This window comes from Xenorhabdus sp. SGI 60 (assembly GCF_056632175.1).
Window position 1 is genome coordinate 658977 of record NZ_CP196860.1, and the last position, 17026, is coordinate 676002.

Consider the following 17026-nt stretch of genomic DNA (forward strand, 5'->3'; position numbering starts at 1 on the left):
TACTGATTTATAACCTGTCTTATCAAGTTACTGCGTACTACTATATTGAGGCTCTTATTCCCATCATTTTTCAAATTGCAGCCAATAAAGCAGCAACTTGAAATTTGTCGGGTATAGGTATAAGCCTTGCCATTTTGTTGAAAATAATCTATTTGCGATTAACGGCTTTCACTAAATGATCACCGCCGAGCTGAATCAAGAACACTAAAATAACTAATAATGCTAATACGGTATTCATTATTGTCGCATCGTAGCCAATATAACCATATTGATAGCCAATCTGTCCCAAACCACCGGCACCAACAGCGCCACCCATTGCGGAATAACCCACTAATGTAATTAACGTGATGGTGGCGGCATTAATCAAGCTTGGTAAGGCTTCCGGCAATAAAATCTTTTTGACGATCTGAAATGGGGTTGCTCCCATTGCACGCGCTGCTTCAATTAAGCCAGTCGGAATTTCCAGCAATGCATTTTCCACCATGCGGGCAATGAACGGTGCTGCACCCACAGTCAGCGGAACAATGGCTGCCTGCAAGCCGATTGATGTTCCTACAATCAGACGGGTAAATGGGATCATCCATACCAACAGAATAATAAAAGGTATTGAACGCGTTATATTTACCAATGCAGAAAGTATGCGATAAAACGTACCATTTTCAATGATCTGCCCAGGGCGAGTAACGTATAGAAGCACACCCGCCGGTAATCCAATAACAAAGCCAAAGAAACCAGAGACGAAAGTCATGACGAGGGTTTCCCAGACTCCTTTAGCCATTAATAAAATCATTCCTTCAGACATAACCGAGAACCTCTACTTTCACATGATGCTCTTCTAAAAAGGCAATTGTTGATTTGATGCTATCGCTTTCCCCATCTAATTCAGCCAGCATAACCCCAAATTTCACACCGCCGGCGTAGTCCATTTGGGAACTTAATATGCTGATGTCGATATTAAAGCGGCGAACGGCTATAGAGATTACAGGTGCATCAACTGATTTGCCTGTGAACTCCAGCTTTAGTAATGGACTGCGATCAGGAGCGGATTCCGGTTGCAACTTCTGTAAGTAATCTTCAGGAATATCCAAGTGCAGCGTAGATTTGATAAATTCCTGAGCAACCGGTGTCTTGGGATGCGAAAATATTTCGCTCACAACATCTTGTTCAATCAATTGACCACCACTAATGACAGCAACTTGATCACAGATACGTTTAACGACGTCCATTTCATGGGTAATGAGAAGAATGGTCAAACCCAGTCGACGGTTAATGTCTTTTAATAACTCCAAAATAGAACGTGTTGTTGCTGGGTCCAGAGCGCTGGTGGCTTCGTCACACAAAAGCACTTTGGGGGAGTTTGCCAGGGCCCGCGCAATAGCAACACGCTGCTTTTGACCACCAGATAAATTGGCAGGATAAGCATCATGTTTTTCAGTGAGGCCTACTAACTCTAGCAATTCGTTAACCTTAGTCTTTATTTCCGCTTTAGGCGTGTTATTAAGTTCCAAAGATAACGCAACATTGCCAAACACGGTTCGGGATGACAACAAGTTAAAGTGCTGGAAAATCATGCCAATATGACGACGCGCATGAGTAAGATCACGTTCTGAAAGAGAAGTGAGGTCCTGCCCTGCCACTAATACCTGACCAGAAGTCGGCCGTTCAAGCATATTCACACAGCGAATTAAGGTACTTTTGCCCGCACCAGAAGAACCAATGACACCATATATTTGCCCCTGCGGGACATGTAGATTGATATCTGAAAGCGCTTTTATTGTGCGCGTTCCTTGTTGAAATATCTTATTTATCTGAGTCAGTCTTATCATATTTTTCTTATTAGATGTAAAGATGAATGACTTGAGAACATTTCAACAAGTCATGAATTAAAGTGGATGTTAAGGCGTCTAGACGTCTAAGTCAACTAGGAATAAATTAAATGCTGCATTCTCAATCAGTAATAAATCATGCGATACTGTCCACTTGGTACATTTTTGGAGTAATCAGGTGACTCAAGGTATTCCCGCCGTATTCTTAGATCGTGACGGCACGATTAACATCGATCATGGTTATGTACATGAAATAGATAATTTTCAATTTATTGATGGTGCTATTGAAGCCATGCTTGAATTGAAAAAAATGGGCTATGCCCTGGTTTTGATTACCAATCAGTCAGGCATTGCCCGTAAGATTTTTACTGAAGATCAGTTTATGCAATTAACAGAATGGATGGATTGGTCATTGGCGGATAGAGGTGTTGATCTTGATGGCATCTATTATTGTCCGCATCATCCAGAAGCAGAGGATGAAGAATATAAGAAGAACTGTAATTGTCGCAAGCCACAGCCAGGTATGTTATTAGATGCACAGCAAGCACTGCATATCGATATGTCCTCTTCTTATATGGTAGGAGACAAAATAGAAGATATGTTGGCAGCTAAAGCTGCGAAAGTTGGTACTAAGATTCTTGTTCGTACAGGAAAACCGGTAACAGAAGAAGCTGAACAGGTTGCGGATTTGGTAGTTAATAGCTTGTCAGACTTGCCAAAGGTCATAAAAAATAGGCAAAAATAACCCTTTGGGTTAAATTGTGAGCGATTAAATAAAAAATAACAAAAAAGGCTTGCCTAAATTAGAAGGTTCCCTATAATGCGCTTCCGTTGTCACGACAAACACACAAACCGGTCGGGATGACAACGTGAAAGGCCCTGAAAAATAAGGCTTGACACGAAAAGAGGAAAGCGTAAGATACGCAGCCTCGCAACCCGGAAGAGGCTTCCGGTTGCCCCCGCTCTTTAACAAATTAATCAGACAATCTGTGTGGGCACTCGCAAGACACTATCTGACGCCGCAAGGCGAAAAAGATTAAACAGTCTTGAAGAGTGACTGAACAGTTAATTCATTATGAACGAACAGTCAGAATTCTTTGAGCATCAAACACTTTAATTGAAGAGTTTGATCATGGCTCAGATTGAACGCTGGCGGCAGGCCTAACACATGCAAGTCGGGCGGCAGCGGGGGAAAGCGTGCTTTCCTGCCGGCGAGCGGCGGACGGGTGAGTAATGTCTGGGGATCTGCCCGATGGAGGGGGATAACCACTGGAAACGGTGGCTAATACCGCATAACCTCGAACGAGCAAAGTGGGGGACCTTCGGGCCTCACGCCATCGGATGAACCCAGATGGGATTAGCTGGTAGGTGGGGTAATGGCTCACCTAGGCGACGATCCCTAGCTGGTCTGAGAGGATGACCAGCCACACTGGGACTGAGACACGGCCCAGACTCCTACGGGAGGCAGCAGTGGGGAATATTGCACAATGGGCGCAAGCCTGATGCAGCCATGCCGCGTGTATGAAGAAGGCCTTCGGGTTGTAAAGTACTTTCAGCGGGGAGGAAGGCACAGGACTGAATAAGTGCTGTGATTGACGTTACCCGCAGAAGAAGCACCGGCTAACTCCGTGCCAGCAGCCGCGGTAATACGGAGGGTGCAAGCGTTAATCGGAATTACTGGGCGTAAAGCGCACGCAGGCGGTCAATTAAGTTAGATGTGAAATCCCCGGGCTTAACCTGGGAATGGCATCTAAGACTGGTTGACTAGAGTCTCGTAGAGGGGGGTAGAATTCCACGTGTAGCGGTGAAATGCGTAGAGATGTGGAGGAATACCGGTGGCGAAGGCGGCCCCCTGGACGAAGACTGACGCTCAGGTGCGAAAGCGTGGGGAGCAAACAGGATTAGATACCCTGGTAGTCCACGCTGTAAACGATGTCGATTTGGAGGTTGTGGCCTTGAGCTGTGGCTTCCGGAGCTAACGCGTTAAATCGACCGCCTGGGGAGTACGGCCGCAAGGTTAAAACTCAAATGAATTGACGGGGGCCCGCACAAGCGGTGGAGCATGTGGTTTAATTCGATGCAACGCGAAGAACCTTACCTACTCTTGACATCCACGGAATTCTGCAGAGATGCGGAAGTGCCTTCGGGACCCGTGAGACAGGTGCTGCATGGCTGTCGTCAGCTCGTGTTGTGAAATGTTGGGTTAAGTCCCGCAACGAGCGCAACCCTTATCCTTTGTTGCCAGCACGTCATGGTGGGAACTCAAGGGAGACTGCCGGTGATAAACCGGAGGAAGGTGGGGATGACGTCAAGTCATCATGGCCCTTACGAGTAGGGCTACACACGTGCTACAATGGCAGATACAAAGAGAAGCGACCTCGCGAGAGCAAGCGGACCTCATAAAGTCTGTCGTAGTCCGGATTGGAGTCTGCAACTCGACTCCATGAAGTCGGAATCGCTAGTAATCGTAGATCAGCATGCTACGGTGAATACGTTCCCGGGCCTTGTACACACCGCCCGTCACACCATGGGAGTGGGTTGCAAAAGAAGTCGGTAGCTTAACCTTCGGGAGGGCGCTGACCACTTTGTGATTCATGACTGGGGTGAAGTCGTAACAAGGTAACCGTAGGGGAACCTGCGGTTGGATCACCTCCTTACCGAAAAGATAGTGGATTTTGTTGCAGTGCTCACACAGATTGTCTGATGAATAAAGAAGAGACGGGAACGGAATAGGCTTGTAGCTCAGGTGGTTAGAGCGCACCCCTGATAAGGGTGAGGTCGGTGGTTCAAGTCCACTCAGGCCTACCAACTTTTCCGGACACCTCGATGGGGCTATAGCTCAGCTGGGAGAGCGCCTGCCTTGCACGCAGGAGGTCAGCGGTTCGATCCCGCTTAGCTCCACCATCCTCTTCTTACTGATAATCATTTCAGAACACATGAAAAGCCGTGTGTTGTGAAATGTAAGCTCTTTAACAATCTGGAACAAGCTGAAAATTTGAAACACTCAGTATCTGTCTTGAGGACGGTATTGAGGAGTCTCTCAATAACTCCGACTCGAAGACACCTTCGGGTTGTGAGGTTAAGCGACTAAGCGTACACGGTGGATGCCTAGGCAGTCAGAGGCGATGAAGGACGTGCTAATCTGCGAAAAGCGCCGGTGAGCTGATATGAAGCGCTATCAGCCGGCGATGTCCGAATGGGGAAACCCGGTGCAATCCGTTGCACCATCATTAACTGAATTCATAGGTTAATGAGGCGAACCGGGGGAACTGAAACATCTCAGTACCCCGAGGAAAAGAAATCAACCGAGATTCCCCCAGTAGCGGCGAGCGAACGGGGAGGAGCCCAGAGCCATCAGCGATACACACGTCAGGAGAACGGTCTGGAAAGGCCGGCAGTAAAGGGTGACAGCCCCGTATCCGAAGAGGTGTGATATTGTGAGCTCGAAGAGTAGGGCGGGACACGTGGTATCCTGTCTGAACATGGGGGGACCATCCTCCAAGGCTAAATACTCCTGACTGACCGATAGTGAACCAGTACCGTGAGGGAAAGGCGAAAAGAACCCCGGCGAGGGGAGTGAAAGAGAACCTGAAACCGTGTACGTACAAGCAGTGGGAGCCCTGATTTATCAGGGTGACTGCGTACCTTTTGTATAATGGGTCAGCGACTTATATTCTGTAGCAAGGTTAACCGTATAGGGGAGCCGCAGGGAAACCGAGTCTTAACTGGGCGTTAAGTTGCAGGGTATAGACCCGAAACCCGGTGATCTAGCCATGGGCAGGTTGAAGGTTGGGTAACACTAACTGGAGGACCGAACCGACTAATGTTGAAAAATTAGCGGATGACTTGTGGCTGGGGGTGAAAGGCCAATCAAACCGGGAGATAGCTGGTTCTCCCCGAAAGCTATTTAGGTAGCGCCTCGTGAACTCATCTTCGGGGGTAGAGCACTGTTTCGGCTAGGGGGTCATCCCGACTTACCAACCCGATGCAAACTGCGAATACCGAAGAATGTTATCACGGGAGACACACGGCGGGTGCTAACGTCCGTCGTGAAGAGGGAAACAACCCAGACCGCCAGCTAAGGTCCCCAAGTCATGGTTAAGTGGGAAACGAAGTGGGAAGGCTCAGACAGCCAGGATGTTGGCTTAGAAGCAGCCATCATTTAAAGAAAGCGTAATAGCTCACTGGTCGAGTCGGCCTGCGCGGAAGATGTAACGGGGCTAAACCATGCACCGAAGCTGCGGCAGCGACATGAATGTGTTGTTGGGTAGGGGAGCGTTCTGTAAGCCGTTGAAGGTGAACTGTGAGGTTTGCTGGAGGTATCAGAAGTGCGAATGCTGACATAAGTAACGATAAAGCGGGTGAAAAACCCGCTCGCCGGAAGACCAAGGGTTCCTGTCCAACGTTAATCGGGGCAGGGTGAGTCGACCCCTAAGGCGAGGCTGAAAAGCGTAGTCGATGGGCAACAGGTTAATATTCCTGTACGGGCCATAATTGCGATGGGGGGACGGAGAAGGCTAGGCAATCCGGGCGACGGTCGTCCCGGTTTAAGTGTGTAGGTGGGATAATCAGGCAAATCCGGTTATCCTTAACACTGAGGCACGATGACGAGGCACTACGGTGCTGAAGTTGCTGATGCCCCGCTTCCAGGAAAAGCCCCTAAGCTTCAGATTATGGTCCATCGTACCCCAAACCGACACAGGTGGTCAGGTAGAGAATACTCAGGCGCTTGAGAGAACTCGGGTGAAGGAACTAGGCAAAATGGTGCCGTAACTTCGGGAGAAGGCACGCTGGCGTTAGGTGAAGGACCAGGCGTCCGGAGCTGAGGCCAGTCGCAGATACCAGCTGGCTGCAACTGTTTAATAAAAACACAGCACTGTGCAAACACGAAAGTGGACGTATACGGTGTGACGCCTGCCCGGTGCTGGAAGGTTAATTGATGGGGTTAGGCGGCAACGCGACGCTCTTGATCGAAGCCCCAGTAAACGGCGGCCGTAACTATAACGGTCCTAAGGTAGCGAAATTCCTTGTCGGGTAAGTTCCGACCTGCACGAATGGCGTAATGATGGCCAGGCTGTCTCCACCCGAGACTCAGTGAAATTGAACTCGCTGTGAAGATGCAGTGTACCCGCGGCAAGACGGAAAGACCCCGTGAACCTTTACTATAGCTTGACACTGAACCTTGAGCCTTGATGTGTAGGATAGGTGGGAGGCTGTGAAGTGTGGACGCCAGTCTGCACGGAGCCATCCTTGAAATACCACCCTTGAATGTTTGATGTTCTAACGCGGACCCGTTATCCGGGTTGCGGACAGTGTCTGGTGGGTAGTTTGACTGGGGCGGTCTCCTCCCAAAGCGTAACGGAGGAGCACGAAGGTTGGCTAATCCTGGTCGGACATCAGGAGGTTAGTGCAATGGCATAAGCCAGCTTGACTGCGAGAGTGACGGCTCGAGCAGGTGCGAAAGCAGGTCATAGTGATCCGGTGGTTCTGAATGGAAGGGCCATCGCTCAACGGATAAAAGGTACTCCGGGGATAACAGGCTGATACCGCCCAAGAGTTCATATCGACGGCGGTGTTTGGCACCTCGATGTCGGCTCATCACATCCTGGGGCTGAAGTAGGTCCCAAGGGTATGGCTGTTCGCCATTTAAAGTGGTACGCGAGCTGGGTTTAGAACGTCGTGAGACAGTTCGGTCCCTATCTGCCGTGGGCGTTGGAAGATTGCAAGGGGCTGCTCCTAGTACGAGAGGACCGGAGTGGACGCACCACTGGTGTTCGGGTTGTCATGCCAATGGCATTGCCCGGTAGCTAAGTGCGGAAGAGATAACCGCTGAAAGCATCTAAGCGGGAAACTTGCCTTAAGATGAGTCTTCCCTTACTCCTTTGAGGGTACTGAAGGACCGTCCGAGACGAGGACGTCGATAGGCCGGGTGTGTAAGCGTTGCGAGACGTTGAGCTAACCGGTACTAATGAGCCGTGCGGCTTAACCTGACAACACCGAAGGTGTTTTGGGGATTGAGAGAAGGTTTCAGAGAGCACAGCAGCTTGTTCGGGATTGAATACAGTATTTGTCTGGCGGCAACAGCGCGGTGGTCCCACCTGATCCCATGCCGAACTCAGCAGTGAAACGCCGTAGCGCCGATGGTAGTGTGGGGTCTCCCCATGTGAGAGTAGGACACTGCCAGACATTCATTGAGTCAGAGAAGCCATCCGTCACCGGATGGCTTTTTTGCGTTTGGTAACTATTTCTATATAATAAAATGAAATAATTTCAATTTGAGTACAATAACTCGACATTTAACTTCCATTTGGGATAAATTTGGATATCTAGAAGTCTAAATACACAAGTTAAATAGTCGAGGTTTTAAGCAATGCCAATTCGTGTACCAGATGAATTACCTGCGGTGAACGCTCTTCGCAATGAAAACATCTTTGTGATGACATCAACACGCGCCAGTATTCAGAATATTCGTCCATTGAAGGTATTGCTCCTCAACTTAATGCCAAAGAAGATAGAAACAGAGAACCAATTTATTCGGTTGTTATCTAACACACCACTCCAGATCGATATTCAATTGCTGCGTATTGATAGTCGCCAATGCAAAAATACCCCTGCTGAGCATTTGGACACTTTTTATTGTGATTTTGATTCAATAAAAGATCAAAATTTCGATGGGTTGATTGTCACAGGCGCTCCTTTGGGACTCATTGAATTTGAGGATGTGGTTTATTGGAGCGAGGTTGAAAGAATAGTGATATGGGCAAAAGAGCACGTTACCTCGACACTTTTTGTTTGTTGGGCTGTTCAAGCGGCATTGAAAGTGCTTTATCACCTTCCTAAATATACGCGAAAAACTAAACTATCTGGCGTTTATCTCCATTCAACTTTAGATCCTCTGGCATTGTTAACCCGTGGATTTGACGAAACATTTTTTGCCCCTCATTCGCGTTTTGCTGATTTTCCTGAACCTCTGATTCGTGGACATACAGATTTGGATATCTTAGCCAGCTCAGAAGAGGCAGGCGCTTATTTATTTGCCAGCAAAGATAAAAGATTAGTATTTGTGACAGGGCACCCTGAATATGGCGCAGGTACATTGGCCGCAGAATATTGGCGTGATCGTTCTGCTGGTCTGGAACCGGAATTACCGGTTAATTATTTTCTAAATAACGATCCTGCAAATAAACCTATTGCGTCTTGGCGCAGCCATGGTCATTTACTATTTTCAAATTGGTTGAATTATTATGTCTACCAAATTACGCCATATGATCTGGCTGTTATGAATCCCACCTTAGATTAAATCCAATTTGAGTTTTAAATAAAAATGAGCAGTTGCTGAAGCGAGCCACTTCTCATTTTGTTAATTTTCCTTCCGTTGTTGTTGTTCAATAGTCATCCGTTATTTTTCATACATAACAAAAACTTAACATTGTTGCGTGTTATTTTTTGGAATTTATTTCCCAGCTTTTTTTATCTTTTATGCATCTTAATTTATTGATTTTAATTAATTAATTTTTATCATTAAAAATAATGGAAACTGTTTTTGATTTATTTTTTTAATTGATTACTCTTAAGCAGATGAGTGTTTAAAAGTGAGAAGTGGGGAGATTATGCAGCAGGCATTAGCAACAAAATTAACCTTTATTAAACCTTTTGGAGAGAAGGAAAAACAGGTGTTATCGCCTGAATCTATTCGCTTTTTAGAGGATTTAATAATCGAATTTTCTGACAGACGTACAAAATTATTGGATGAGCGTGTACATTGGCAGGAAAAGATAGATAGTGGCTCATTACCTGACTTTATTTCGGAAACAGATTCCATTAGGAATGGAGATTGGAAAATCCAGGGAATACCCGATGATCTCAAAGATCGTCGGGTTGAAATAACAGGTCCTGTAGAGCGCAAGATGGTCATCAATGCCTTAAATGCCAATGTAAAAGTATTTATGGCAGATTTTGAGGATTCATTAGCGCCTGAATGGGATAAGGTCATCAATGGACAAATTAACTTACGGGATGCCGTCAATGGGACTATCTCATATACCAATGAGCAGGGTAAGCGTTATGAGTTGAAAGCAGATCCCGCCGTATTGATTGCCCGGGTTAGAGGGCTACACCTGGCAGAAAAACATATCCTCTACAAGAACGAACCGATTTCTGGCGGGTTGTTTGATTTTGCTCTCTATTTCTACTTGAATCATAAAAAATTACTGCAAAAAGGTAGTGGCCCTTATTTTTATCTACCCAAAATACAGAGCTACCATGAAGCACAATGGTGGAGTGATGTTTTTCGTTTTGCGGAATCACATTTCAATTTGCCAATAGGCACAATTAAGGCAACGGTTTTGATTGAAACATTGCCAGCCGTATTCCAAATGGATGAAATTCTGTATCACTTGCGTCATCACATAGTTGGCCTAAATTGTGGACGCTGGGATTATATTTTCAGTTATATCAAGACACTGAAAAATCATGCTGATCGCGTTTTGCCGGATCGTCAATCGGTTACGATGACACAACCTTTCTTGAGTGCTTACTCTCGCTTACTGATTAAAACTTGTCATAAACGTGGGGCATTTGCAATGGGAGGAATGTCGGCATTTATTCCTAGTAAAGATCCTGCACAAAATCAGCAAGTTTTGCACAAAGTCAGAGCGGATAAAGAGCTGGAAGCCAATAACGGCCATGATGGTACATGGGTTGCGCACCCAGGGCTTGCAGATATTGTCATGGAGGTCTTTGATGCAAAACTGGCAGAGCGTCAAAACCAATTAACCGTTTTACGTGAAGAAGATGATGCGATTACGGCTGAACAATTGCTTGCGCCTTGTTTGGGAGAAAGGACAGAAGAGGGAATGCGCGCAAATATTCGCGTTGCCGTTCAGTACATAGAAGCCTGGATTTCGGGGAATGGATGTGTACCGATTTACGGTTTGATGGAAGACGCGGCTACGGCAGAGATTTCCCGAACTTCTATTTGGCAATGGATTCGCCATGAAAAATCACTCTCTAATGGTAAAAAAGTGACAAAGGAACTGTTCAGAGAAATGTTGAAAGAAGAATTAGATGTTATTAAACAGGAAGTTGGGGAGTCGAGCTTTAATCAAGGGCGATTTATGGAAGCTTCTGATTTAATGGAAAGAATTACCACTCAGGACAACTTAATTGATTTCCTAACATTACCTGGTTATCAGTTATTAGACTAGCTTAAAGACAATAATGGCAAAAATATCCGATTAATTAAGAATAGGAAGTAGAACATCATGACCATGTCCCGGAAACAACAAATCGTTCAACTGGAACAAGAGTGGCAACAACTGCGTTGGAAAGGTATCACTCGTCCATATAGTGCTGAAGATGTCGTCAAATTGCGGGGTTCGATTAATCCTGAACATACTTTAGCGCAAATGGGGGCGAAAAAGTTGTGGAACTTGCTGAATGGTAACTCGAAAAAAGGCTATGTGAACGCGCTTGGAGCGCTGACAGGCGGCCAGGCACTTCAGCAAGCTAAAGCAGGTATTGAGGCGGTTTATCTCTCCGGTTGGCAAGTGGCGGCAGATGCAAATACCGCAGCGAGCATGTATCCCGATCAATCATTGTATCCCGTTGATTCTGTTCCTAATGTAATCAAACGTATTAATAATAGCTTCCGTCGTGCCGATCAGATCCAATGGTCAAATAGTATCGGTCCAGATAGTCAAGAATATATTGACTATTTCCTGCCGATTGTCGCAGATGCGGAAGCGGGGTTTGGCGGGGTACTGAACGCATTTGAACTGATGAAAGCGATGATCGAGGCGGGTGCTGCGGCAGTGCATTTTGAAGATCAACTTGCAGCAGTGAAAAAATGTGGACACATGGGTGGCAAAGTCTTGGTTCCGACTCAAGAGGCTATTCAGAAGCTGGTAGCTGCACGGTTGGCAGCTGATGTCTCCGGTGTACCCACCTTATTAATCGCGCGCACCGATGCAGATGCAGCAGATTTATTGACATCGGATTGTGACCCTTATGACAAAGCGTTCATTACTGGCAAGCGAACCTGTGAAGGCTTCTATTGTACTCGTGCTGGTATTGAACAAGCTATCAGCCGTGGGTTAGCTTATGCGCCTTACGCTGATGTTGTCTGGTGCGAAACCTCTACACCGGATATTGAAGCGGCTCGTTGTTTTGCTAAAGCCATCCATGCTAAATATCCTGGCAAGTTGTTAGCTTATAACTGTTCGCCTTCTTTCAACTGGAAAAAGAATCTGGATGATAAAACGATTTCCAGTTTTCAAGATCAGTTATCTGCTATGGGATATAAATTCCAGTTCATCACACTTGCGGGCATACATAGCATGTGGTTCAACATGTTTGATTTGGCTTACGATTATGCACGTGGTGCAGGAATGAAACATTATGTTGAAAAAGTTCAGGAACAAGAATTTGCTGCCCTTGACCGTGGTTATACATTCTCCTCACATCAGCAGGAAGTGGGAACGGGATATTTTGACAAAGTGACCACGATTATTCAGGGAGAGGGGGCTTCTGTTACGGCATTAACCGGATCGACAGAAGAACAGCAATTCTAAATTCATTATACTGATTGGGGTAATAAACTGTGGGGGAATTCCCAAAGGGATACCCCTTTACGTGTCGAGTAAAGGTGGCTAAATATGGAAATAGATCTCGCACATTTAATTGCACAAACCATTTTGCAGGGATTTGATGCGCAATATGGTCGATTTCTGGAGGTCACTTCTGGGGCACAGCAACGTTTTGAACAGGCTGACTGGCCGGCTGTACAGCAGGCCATGAAAAAGAGAATTAACTTGTATGATCATCATGTTGGATTGGTGGTGGAGCAATTGAAGCGCATTCACACTTCATTACAATATGATGAAGATTACATTGCCGAAGTTAAAGCGGTTTATACCCGTTTACTGCCTGATTATCCGCGTTTTGAAATTGCAGAAAGTTTTTTTAATTCGGTTTATTGTCGATTTTTTAAACATCGCAACTTGAAACCAGAAAATCTCTATATTTTTTCTTCTCAACCCTCTTCCCGTTTTCGTCATATTTCTCGTCCATTATCACGGGATTTTTTTCCTAATGATAATCTTGCAGCAACGTTGCGAACCATCTTAAATGATTTGCCATTACGCCTTAAATGGGAGAATTTGGATCGGGATATTAGTTATATCACACAATATTTACAGAATACATTTTCCCAATCTGATTTATTACACTCCACATTCCAGATCGCGAATGAATTGTTTTACCGCAACAAGGCAGCCTGGTTGGTAGGCAAGATCAGGATGGGGGCGATTGTTTATCCCTTTTTGTTACCGATTCATCACAATGAATCGGGGGGAATTTTTGTCGATACCTGTCTGACCAACTACGATGATGCCAGCATTGTTTTTGGTTTTGCCCGTTCCTATTTTATGGTTTACGCGCCCTTGCCCGCCGCTTTAGTTGAGTGGTTGCGTGAAATTCTTCCGACGAAATCCACGGCAGAACTATACATGGCGATAGGCTGTCAAAAACACGGTAAAACAGAATACTACCGTGAATATCTGACATTCATCAATTCCACTCAAGAACAGTTTACAATTGCACCAGGTGTGAAGGGCATGGTAATGCTGGTTTTCACTTTCCCGTCATTTGATCGTGTATTTAAAGTGATTAAAGACAAATTTGCACCACAGAAAGAGGTTTCTCAAGAGCGTGTTCAGGAGTGCTATCGTCTGGTAAAAGAGCATGATCGTGTTGGAAGAATGGCAGATACTCAGGAATTCGAAAACTTTGTGATTGATAAACGCCATATTAGCCCTGAGTTAATGGAGGAATTGCAAAAAGAGATACCAAAAAAGCTAGAAGATTTAGGCGATAATCTCTTGATAAAGCATCTTTATATGGAGCGTAAAATGATGCCGTTAAATATTTATATGGAACAGATCAATGATGAGGAGCAATTGAAGGATGTGATTGAGGAATACGGAAATGCCATTAAGCAACTGGCCGCGGCAAATATTTTCCCTGGTGATATGTTGTTTAAAAATTTTGGTGTTACACGCCACGGAAGGGTGATTTTCTACGATTATGATGAAATCTGTTATATGGCCGAAGTGAATTTTCGCGATATTCCTCCGCCACGCTATCCAGAAGATGAGTTGGCGAGCGAACCTTGGTTTAGTGTTGCTGTTAACGATGTTTTTCCAGAAGAGTTTCGGCATTTTTTATGTACTGACAAACGTATTCGAAGTTATTTTGAGGAAAGTCACAGTGATCTGTTTAAAACAGATTACTGGCGGGCATTGCAAGAGCGTATTAAAAACGGATACATAGAAGATGTTTTTGCGTATCGCTGTAGACAGCGATTTAGTCAACGTACTTAAATAAACCAAATAAGAAATATAATCAGTGGTATCACAATTTACACAGATAAAGATAATAGGTCATGTATTAAACTGTTAATCGAGTTTGCTGTGATAAATTTAATGCTTTTCAGGCCATAACTAATCCAAGCGATTAATTGAAAAACCTTTGTTTTCAAATCGGAATGCAACATGATAAAGTCATAGGCACTTTCATTGAGCTTGTGAAACATTGATAATGGACAACGAACATCACTTTCACAAATCAGCTTGTCGATAAGATCCTGGTAAAAATTACTTAATTCCACCGTATTCTCGGCTAATTGCTTTTGCTGCCCGCATTACAAGAGCGCCAAGTTCAGTCACTCGATCATCAGAGATACGTGATACTGGACCGGAGATGGAAATAGCGGCAAAAGCTTCATGATGCTCATCATAGATACAGGCAGCAATACAGCGCAATCCTAATGCATGTTCTTCATCATCAAATGAAAAACCCTGTTTGCGGATCTGTTCGAGATTTTCTGTTAATGCTGCGGCGGTGGTACAGGTATGTTGGGTATAAGCGTGCATTCCTTTTTTATGCAGCAATTGGAAGCGTTTTTGTTCAGATAGGGTAGACAGCAGGGCTTTTCCAGCGCCGGAAGCGTGCATCGGTAGATTGCCACCAATGGGAGCGGACATTCTCATCAACGCATTGCATTGCACTTGATCAACAATCACGGCTTCATATTCGTCCAGATTAAGGATAGCAAGGTTGACGGTTTCACCGGAATCTTCCATTAACTGACGCAATATCGGATGAACCAGCACCATCAGATTACGGCTTTGTAAGAAACTATTCCCAACGACAAAAGCATGGGAAGCGATCACCCATAACCCTAGATCACCTATTTGGCGAACAAAACCATGTTGCTGCAAGGTGGTCAAAAGACGGTGGGTAGTGGAGTTGGGCAGACCGGCTTGTATCGCCAGATCAGTCAAAGTAACACCAACAGGCGAATCGGAAATATATTCCAAAAGTGTTAGTCCGCGGCTTAAAGATTGAACTTGACCGCTTGCAGCGGTACTGTTTAGCATCATTTTCGTTTTTTTTGTGCGTTTGCTGGCAATGGCTGTGCTCATAAGGTTCCCTCTGAATAATCGTCTGCTTGCAGCAACGATAGCTGCGATGGACACAAAATGGAATTTGTTTTCGTTTTCTTATTATGGATGATAAAGAGGGGAAAAACACATCCGATGTGTTGTGGTTTGATTAACTAATCCTCTTTGCAAGATCAAGAAAACCCGCTTTTTATGCGGGTTTTTCTGACACGATGTTTGACTTTATTTTGTCATCCTTCAAATAAACTCTGATGCAATGTCTGAATGACCTGTTCCGCATCGTGACCAGGAACGAGCAGACAGACATTATGGCTGCTTGCACCACAGCTAATCATGCGAATATTAAAGGGTTCCAACACGCCAAAAATCCCTTTTCCCAATCCTTTTGCTCGTGAAAGTTCATTACCGATAATTGCTACTAATGCCATATCTTCTTCGACTTCCACACGGCACAATTTAGAAAGTTCAGTTAGCAACGCATTGGTCAACAGGTTGCCATTAGTGCTGGTGGAACCTTTGGTATCCAGCGTCAGGGCGATGCTGACTTCTGATGTGGTGATTAAATCCACCGAAATATTATGGCGTGACAGTAAGGTAAAAACTTCTGCCAGAAAGCCCCGGGCATGCAGCATTTTCAGACTATGTAATGTCAGTAAAGTTTGTTTGCGGCGCAAGGTCAATGCACGAAACAGCGGGGGATTTTCTGTTTTATCACAAACTACTGTACCGCCTGCTTGTGGCTCTTTACTGGAGCCGACAAATACCGGAATGCCACAGCGAACAGCCGGTAGCAGTGTGGCGGGATGGAGAATTTTGGCACCAAATGTCGCCATTTCTGCCGCTTCATCAAAGGCAATTTTATTGATGCGCTTGGCCGTAGGGACAATACGGGGATCGGTGGTGTAGATACCCGGCACATCTGTCCAGATATCAACACGCTGTAACCCAAGTGCTTCCCCCAGTAAGGCAGCCGTATAATCACTGCCACCTCGTCCCAGTGTCGTTGTACGGCCTTTCTCTTCCCTGCCAATAAACCCCTGCGTGATGACAATTGTGTTATTCAGGCGGGAATGAAGATGTTCCATTGCCAAAGTATGAAGCTGGAGCATATCCGGCTCAGCCCGCCCAAAATTATCACTGGTTCGCATGATCCGACGGATATCAAACCATTCGGCATTTGCATTGCGCTGACGGAGTAACTCCACAAACAATAAGGTGGACATGACTTCACCGTGGCTAACCAATTCATCCGTCAGTGCTTCTGAAGTGGCGAGCGATGCCGCTTCTGACAGCATCTCAATATTTTCCAGCAGACGATCAATTTCCTCACGGATCACATCGGCTTCATTCAGTCGGTCGATAATGGCATATTGAATGTCACGGATCTGTTTCAGATAGCTCTCCCGTTTGTCACTACCGCAGCCAGCCGCCAATGCAACCAGCAAATTGGTTACGCCAGCGGAAGCTGACAGGACGACCACACGGACATTTGTGTTCGCCAGGATAATGTCGGTGCAATTATTCATGGCATCGAAATTTGCCACACTAGTACCACCAAATTTTGCTACAACATACTGCGAGTCAGGAGATGAAACAGCACACATGGATGATAACCTTTTGTTTGGAGAATAGTTCAGAGAGTAAGCGTTTAGAAATATCGGGTTAGGCGTACTGAGTCAATGTTTGACGATGAAGCATAAATAATTTTCATGATGGAAAAGAAATTATCGTTTTTGC

General features: G+C 45.4%; 9 protein-coding genes, 2 tRNA genes and 3 rRNA genes. 10 read left to right on the top strand and 4 right to left on the bottom strand.

Annotation, left to right across the window (positions count from 1 at the left end):
- Positions 1-148 precede the first annotated feature (148 nt).
- Complete coding sequence (locus ACSJJG_RS03035) at positions 149-802, bottom strand: methionine ABC transporter permease MetI (protein WP_481088436.1); 654 nt, start codon at positions 800-802, stop codon at positions 149-151.
- Positions 795-1826 carry a methionine ABC transporter ATP-binding protein MetN gene (metN, locus tag ACSJJG_RS03040; RefSeq protein ID WP_047768977.1) on the bottom strand — a complete coding sequence of 344 codons (1032 nt, stop codon included), beginning with the start codon at positions 1824-1826 and terminating at the stop codon, positions 795-797. The genes ACSJJG_RS03035 and metN overlap by 8 nt, the downstream gene beginning before the upstream one ends.
- A gap of 178 nt (positions 1827-2004) precedes the next feature.
- Between metN and gmhB the strand changes: the two genes are divergently transcribed.
- The 10 genes from gmhB (at position 2005) to aceK (ending at position 14206) form a co-directional block, all read left to right on the top strand.
- Entirely contained in the window at positions 2005-2571 is a 567-nt protein-coding gene (gmhB, locus tag ACSJJG_RS03045; protein ID WP_481088437.1) for a D-glycero-beta-D-manno-heptose 1,7-bisphosphate 7-phosphatase, read from the top strand.
- A gap of 369 nt (positions 2572-2940) precedes the next feature.
- Positions 2941-4483 (top strand): 16S ribosomal RNA (locus tag ACSJJG_RS03050).
- Positions 4484-4557: 74 nt separating this feature from the next.
- A tRNA-Ile gene (locus ACSJJG_RS03055) sits at positions 4558-4634 on the top strand.
- A gap of 20 nt (positions 4635-4654) precedes the next feature.
- Positions 4655-4730: transfer RNA gene (locus ACSJJG_RS03060), tRNA-Ala, on the top strand.
- A gap of 173 nt (positions 4731-4903) precedes the next feature.
- Positions 4904-7816, top strand: a 23S ribosomal RNA gene (locus ACSJJG_RS03065).
- 80 nt (positions 7817-7896) lie between these two features.
- Positions 7897-8012, top strand: a 5S ribosomal RNA gene (gene rrf / locus ACSJJG_RS03070).
- Together the 16S, 23S and 5S rRNA genes with 2 tRNA genes alongside form the textbook arrangement of a ribosomal RNA operon.
- A 184-nt stretch (positions 8013-8196) precedes the next feature.
- Entirely contained in the window at positions 8197-9126 is a 930-nt protein-coding gene (metA, locus tag ACSJJG_RS03075) for a homoserine O-succinyltransferase MetA (protein ID WP_481088438.1), read from the top strand.
- Positions 9127-9436: 310 nt separating this feature from the next.
- A complete protein-coding gene (aceB, locus tag ACSJJG_RS03080; protein WP_481088439.1) occupies positions 9437-11032 on the top strand; it encodes a malate synthase A in 1596 nt (531 codons plus the stop codon).
- Positions 11033-11089: 57 nt separating this feature from the next.
- Positions 11090-12397 (top strand): isocitrate lyase, encoded by a 1308-nt coding sequence (gene aceA / locus ACSJJG_RS03085; protein WP_481088440.1) that lies wholly within the window; start codon positions 11090-11092, stop codon positions 12395-12397.
- A gap of 84 nt (positions 12398-12481) precedes the next feature.
- Entirely contained in the window at positions 12482-14206 is a 1725-nt protein-coding gene (gene aceK, locus ACSJJG_RS03090) for a bifunctional isocitrate dehydrogenase kinase/phosphatase (protein WP_481088441.1), read from the top strand.
- 273 nt (positions 14207-14479) lie between these two features.
- On the opposite strand, the gene iclR is transcribed toward aceK, so the two are convergent.
- Positions 14480-15310 (bottom strand): glyoxylate bypass operon transcriptional repressor IclR, encoded by an 831-nt coding sequence (gene iclR, locus ACSJJG_RS03095; protein WP_481088442.1) that lies wholly within the window; start codon positions 15308-15310, stop codon positions 14480-14482.
- A gap of 209 nt (positions 15311-15519) precedes the next feature.
- On the bottom strand, positions 15520-16893 hold the full coding sequence (lysC, locus tag ACSJJG_RS03100; RefSeq protein WP_481088443.1) for a lysine-sensitive aspartokinase 3: 1374 nt from the start codon (positions 16891-16893) through the stop codon (positions 15520-15522).
- Positions 16894-17026: the final 133 nt, after the last annotated feature.

Coding starts and splice junctions, on each gene's coding strand:
- ACSJJG_RS03035 (WP_481088436.1), bottom strand. CDS start 802: ATGTCTGAAGGAATGATTTTATTAATGGCTAAAGGAGTCTGGGAAACC.
- metN (WP_047768977.1), bottom strand. CDS start 1,826: ATGATAAGACTGACTCAGATAAATAAGATATTTCAACAAGGAACGCGC.
- metA (WP_481088438.1), top strand. CDS start 8,197: ATGCCAATTCGTGTACCAGATGAATTACCTGCGGTGAACGCTCTTCGC.
- aceB (WP_481088439.1), top strand. CDS start 9,437: ATGCAGCAGGCATTAGCAACAAAATTAACCTTTATTAAACCTTTTGGA.
- aceA (WP_481088440.1), top strand. CDS start 11,090: ATGACCATGTCCCGGAAACAACAAATCGTTCAACTGGAACAAGAGTGG.
- aceK (WP_481088441.1), top strand. CDS start 12,482: ATGGAAATAGATCTCGCACATTTAATTGCACAAACCATTTTGCAGGGA.
- iclR (WP_481088442.1), bottom strand. CDS start 15,310: ATGAGCACAGCCATTGCCAGCAAACGCACAAAAAAAACGAAAATGATG.
- lysC (WP_481088443.1), bottom strand. CDS start 16,893: ATGTGTGCTGTTTCATCTCCTGACTCGCAGTATGTTGTAGCAAAATTT.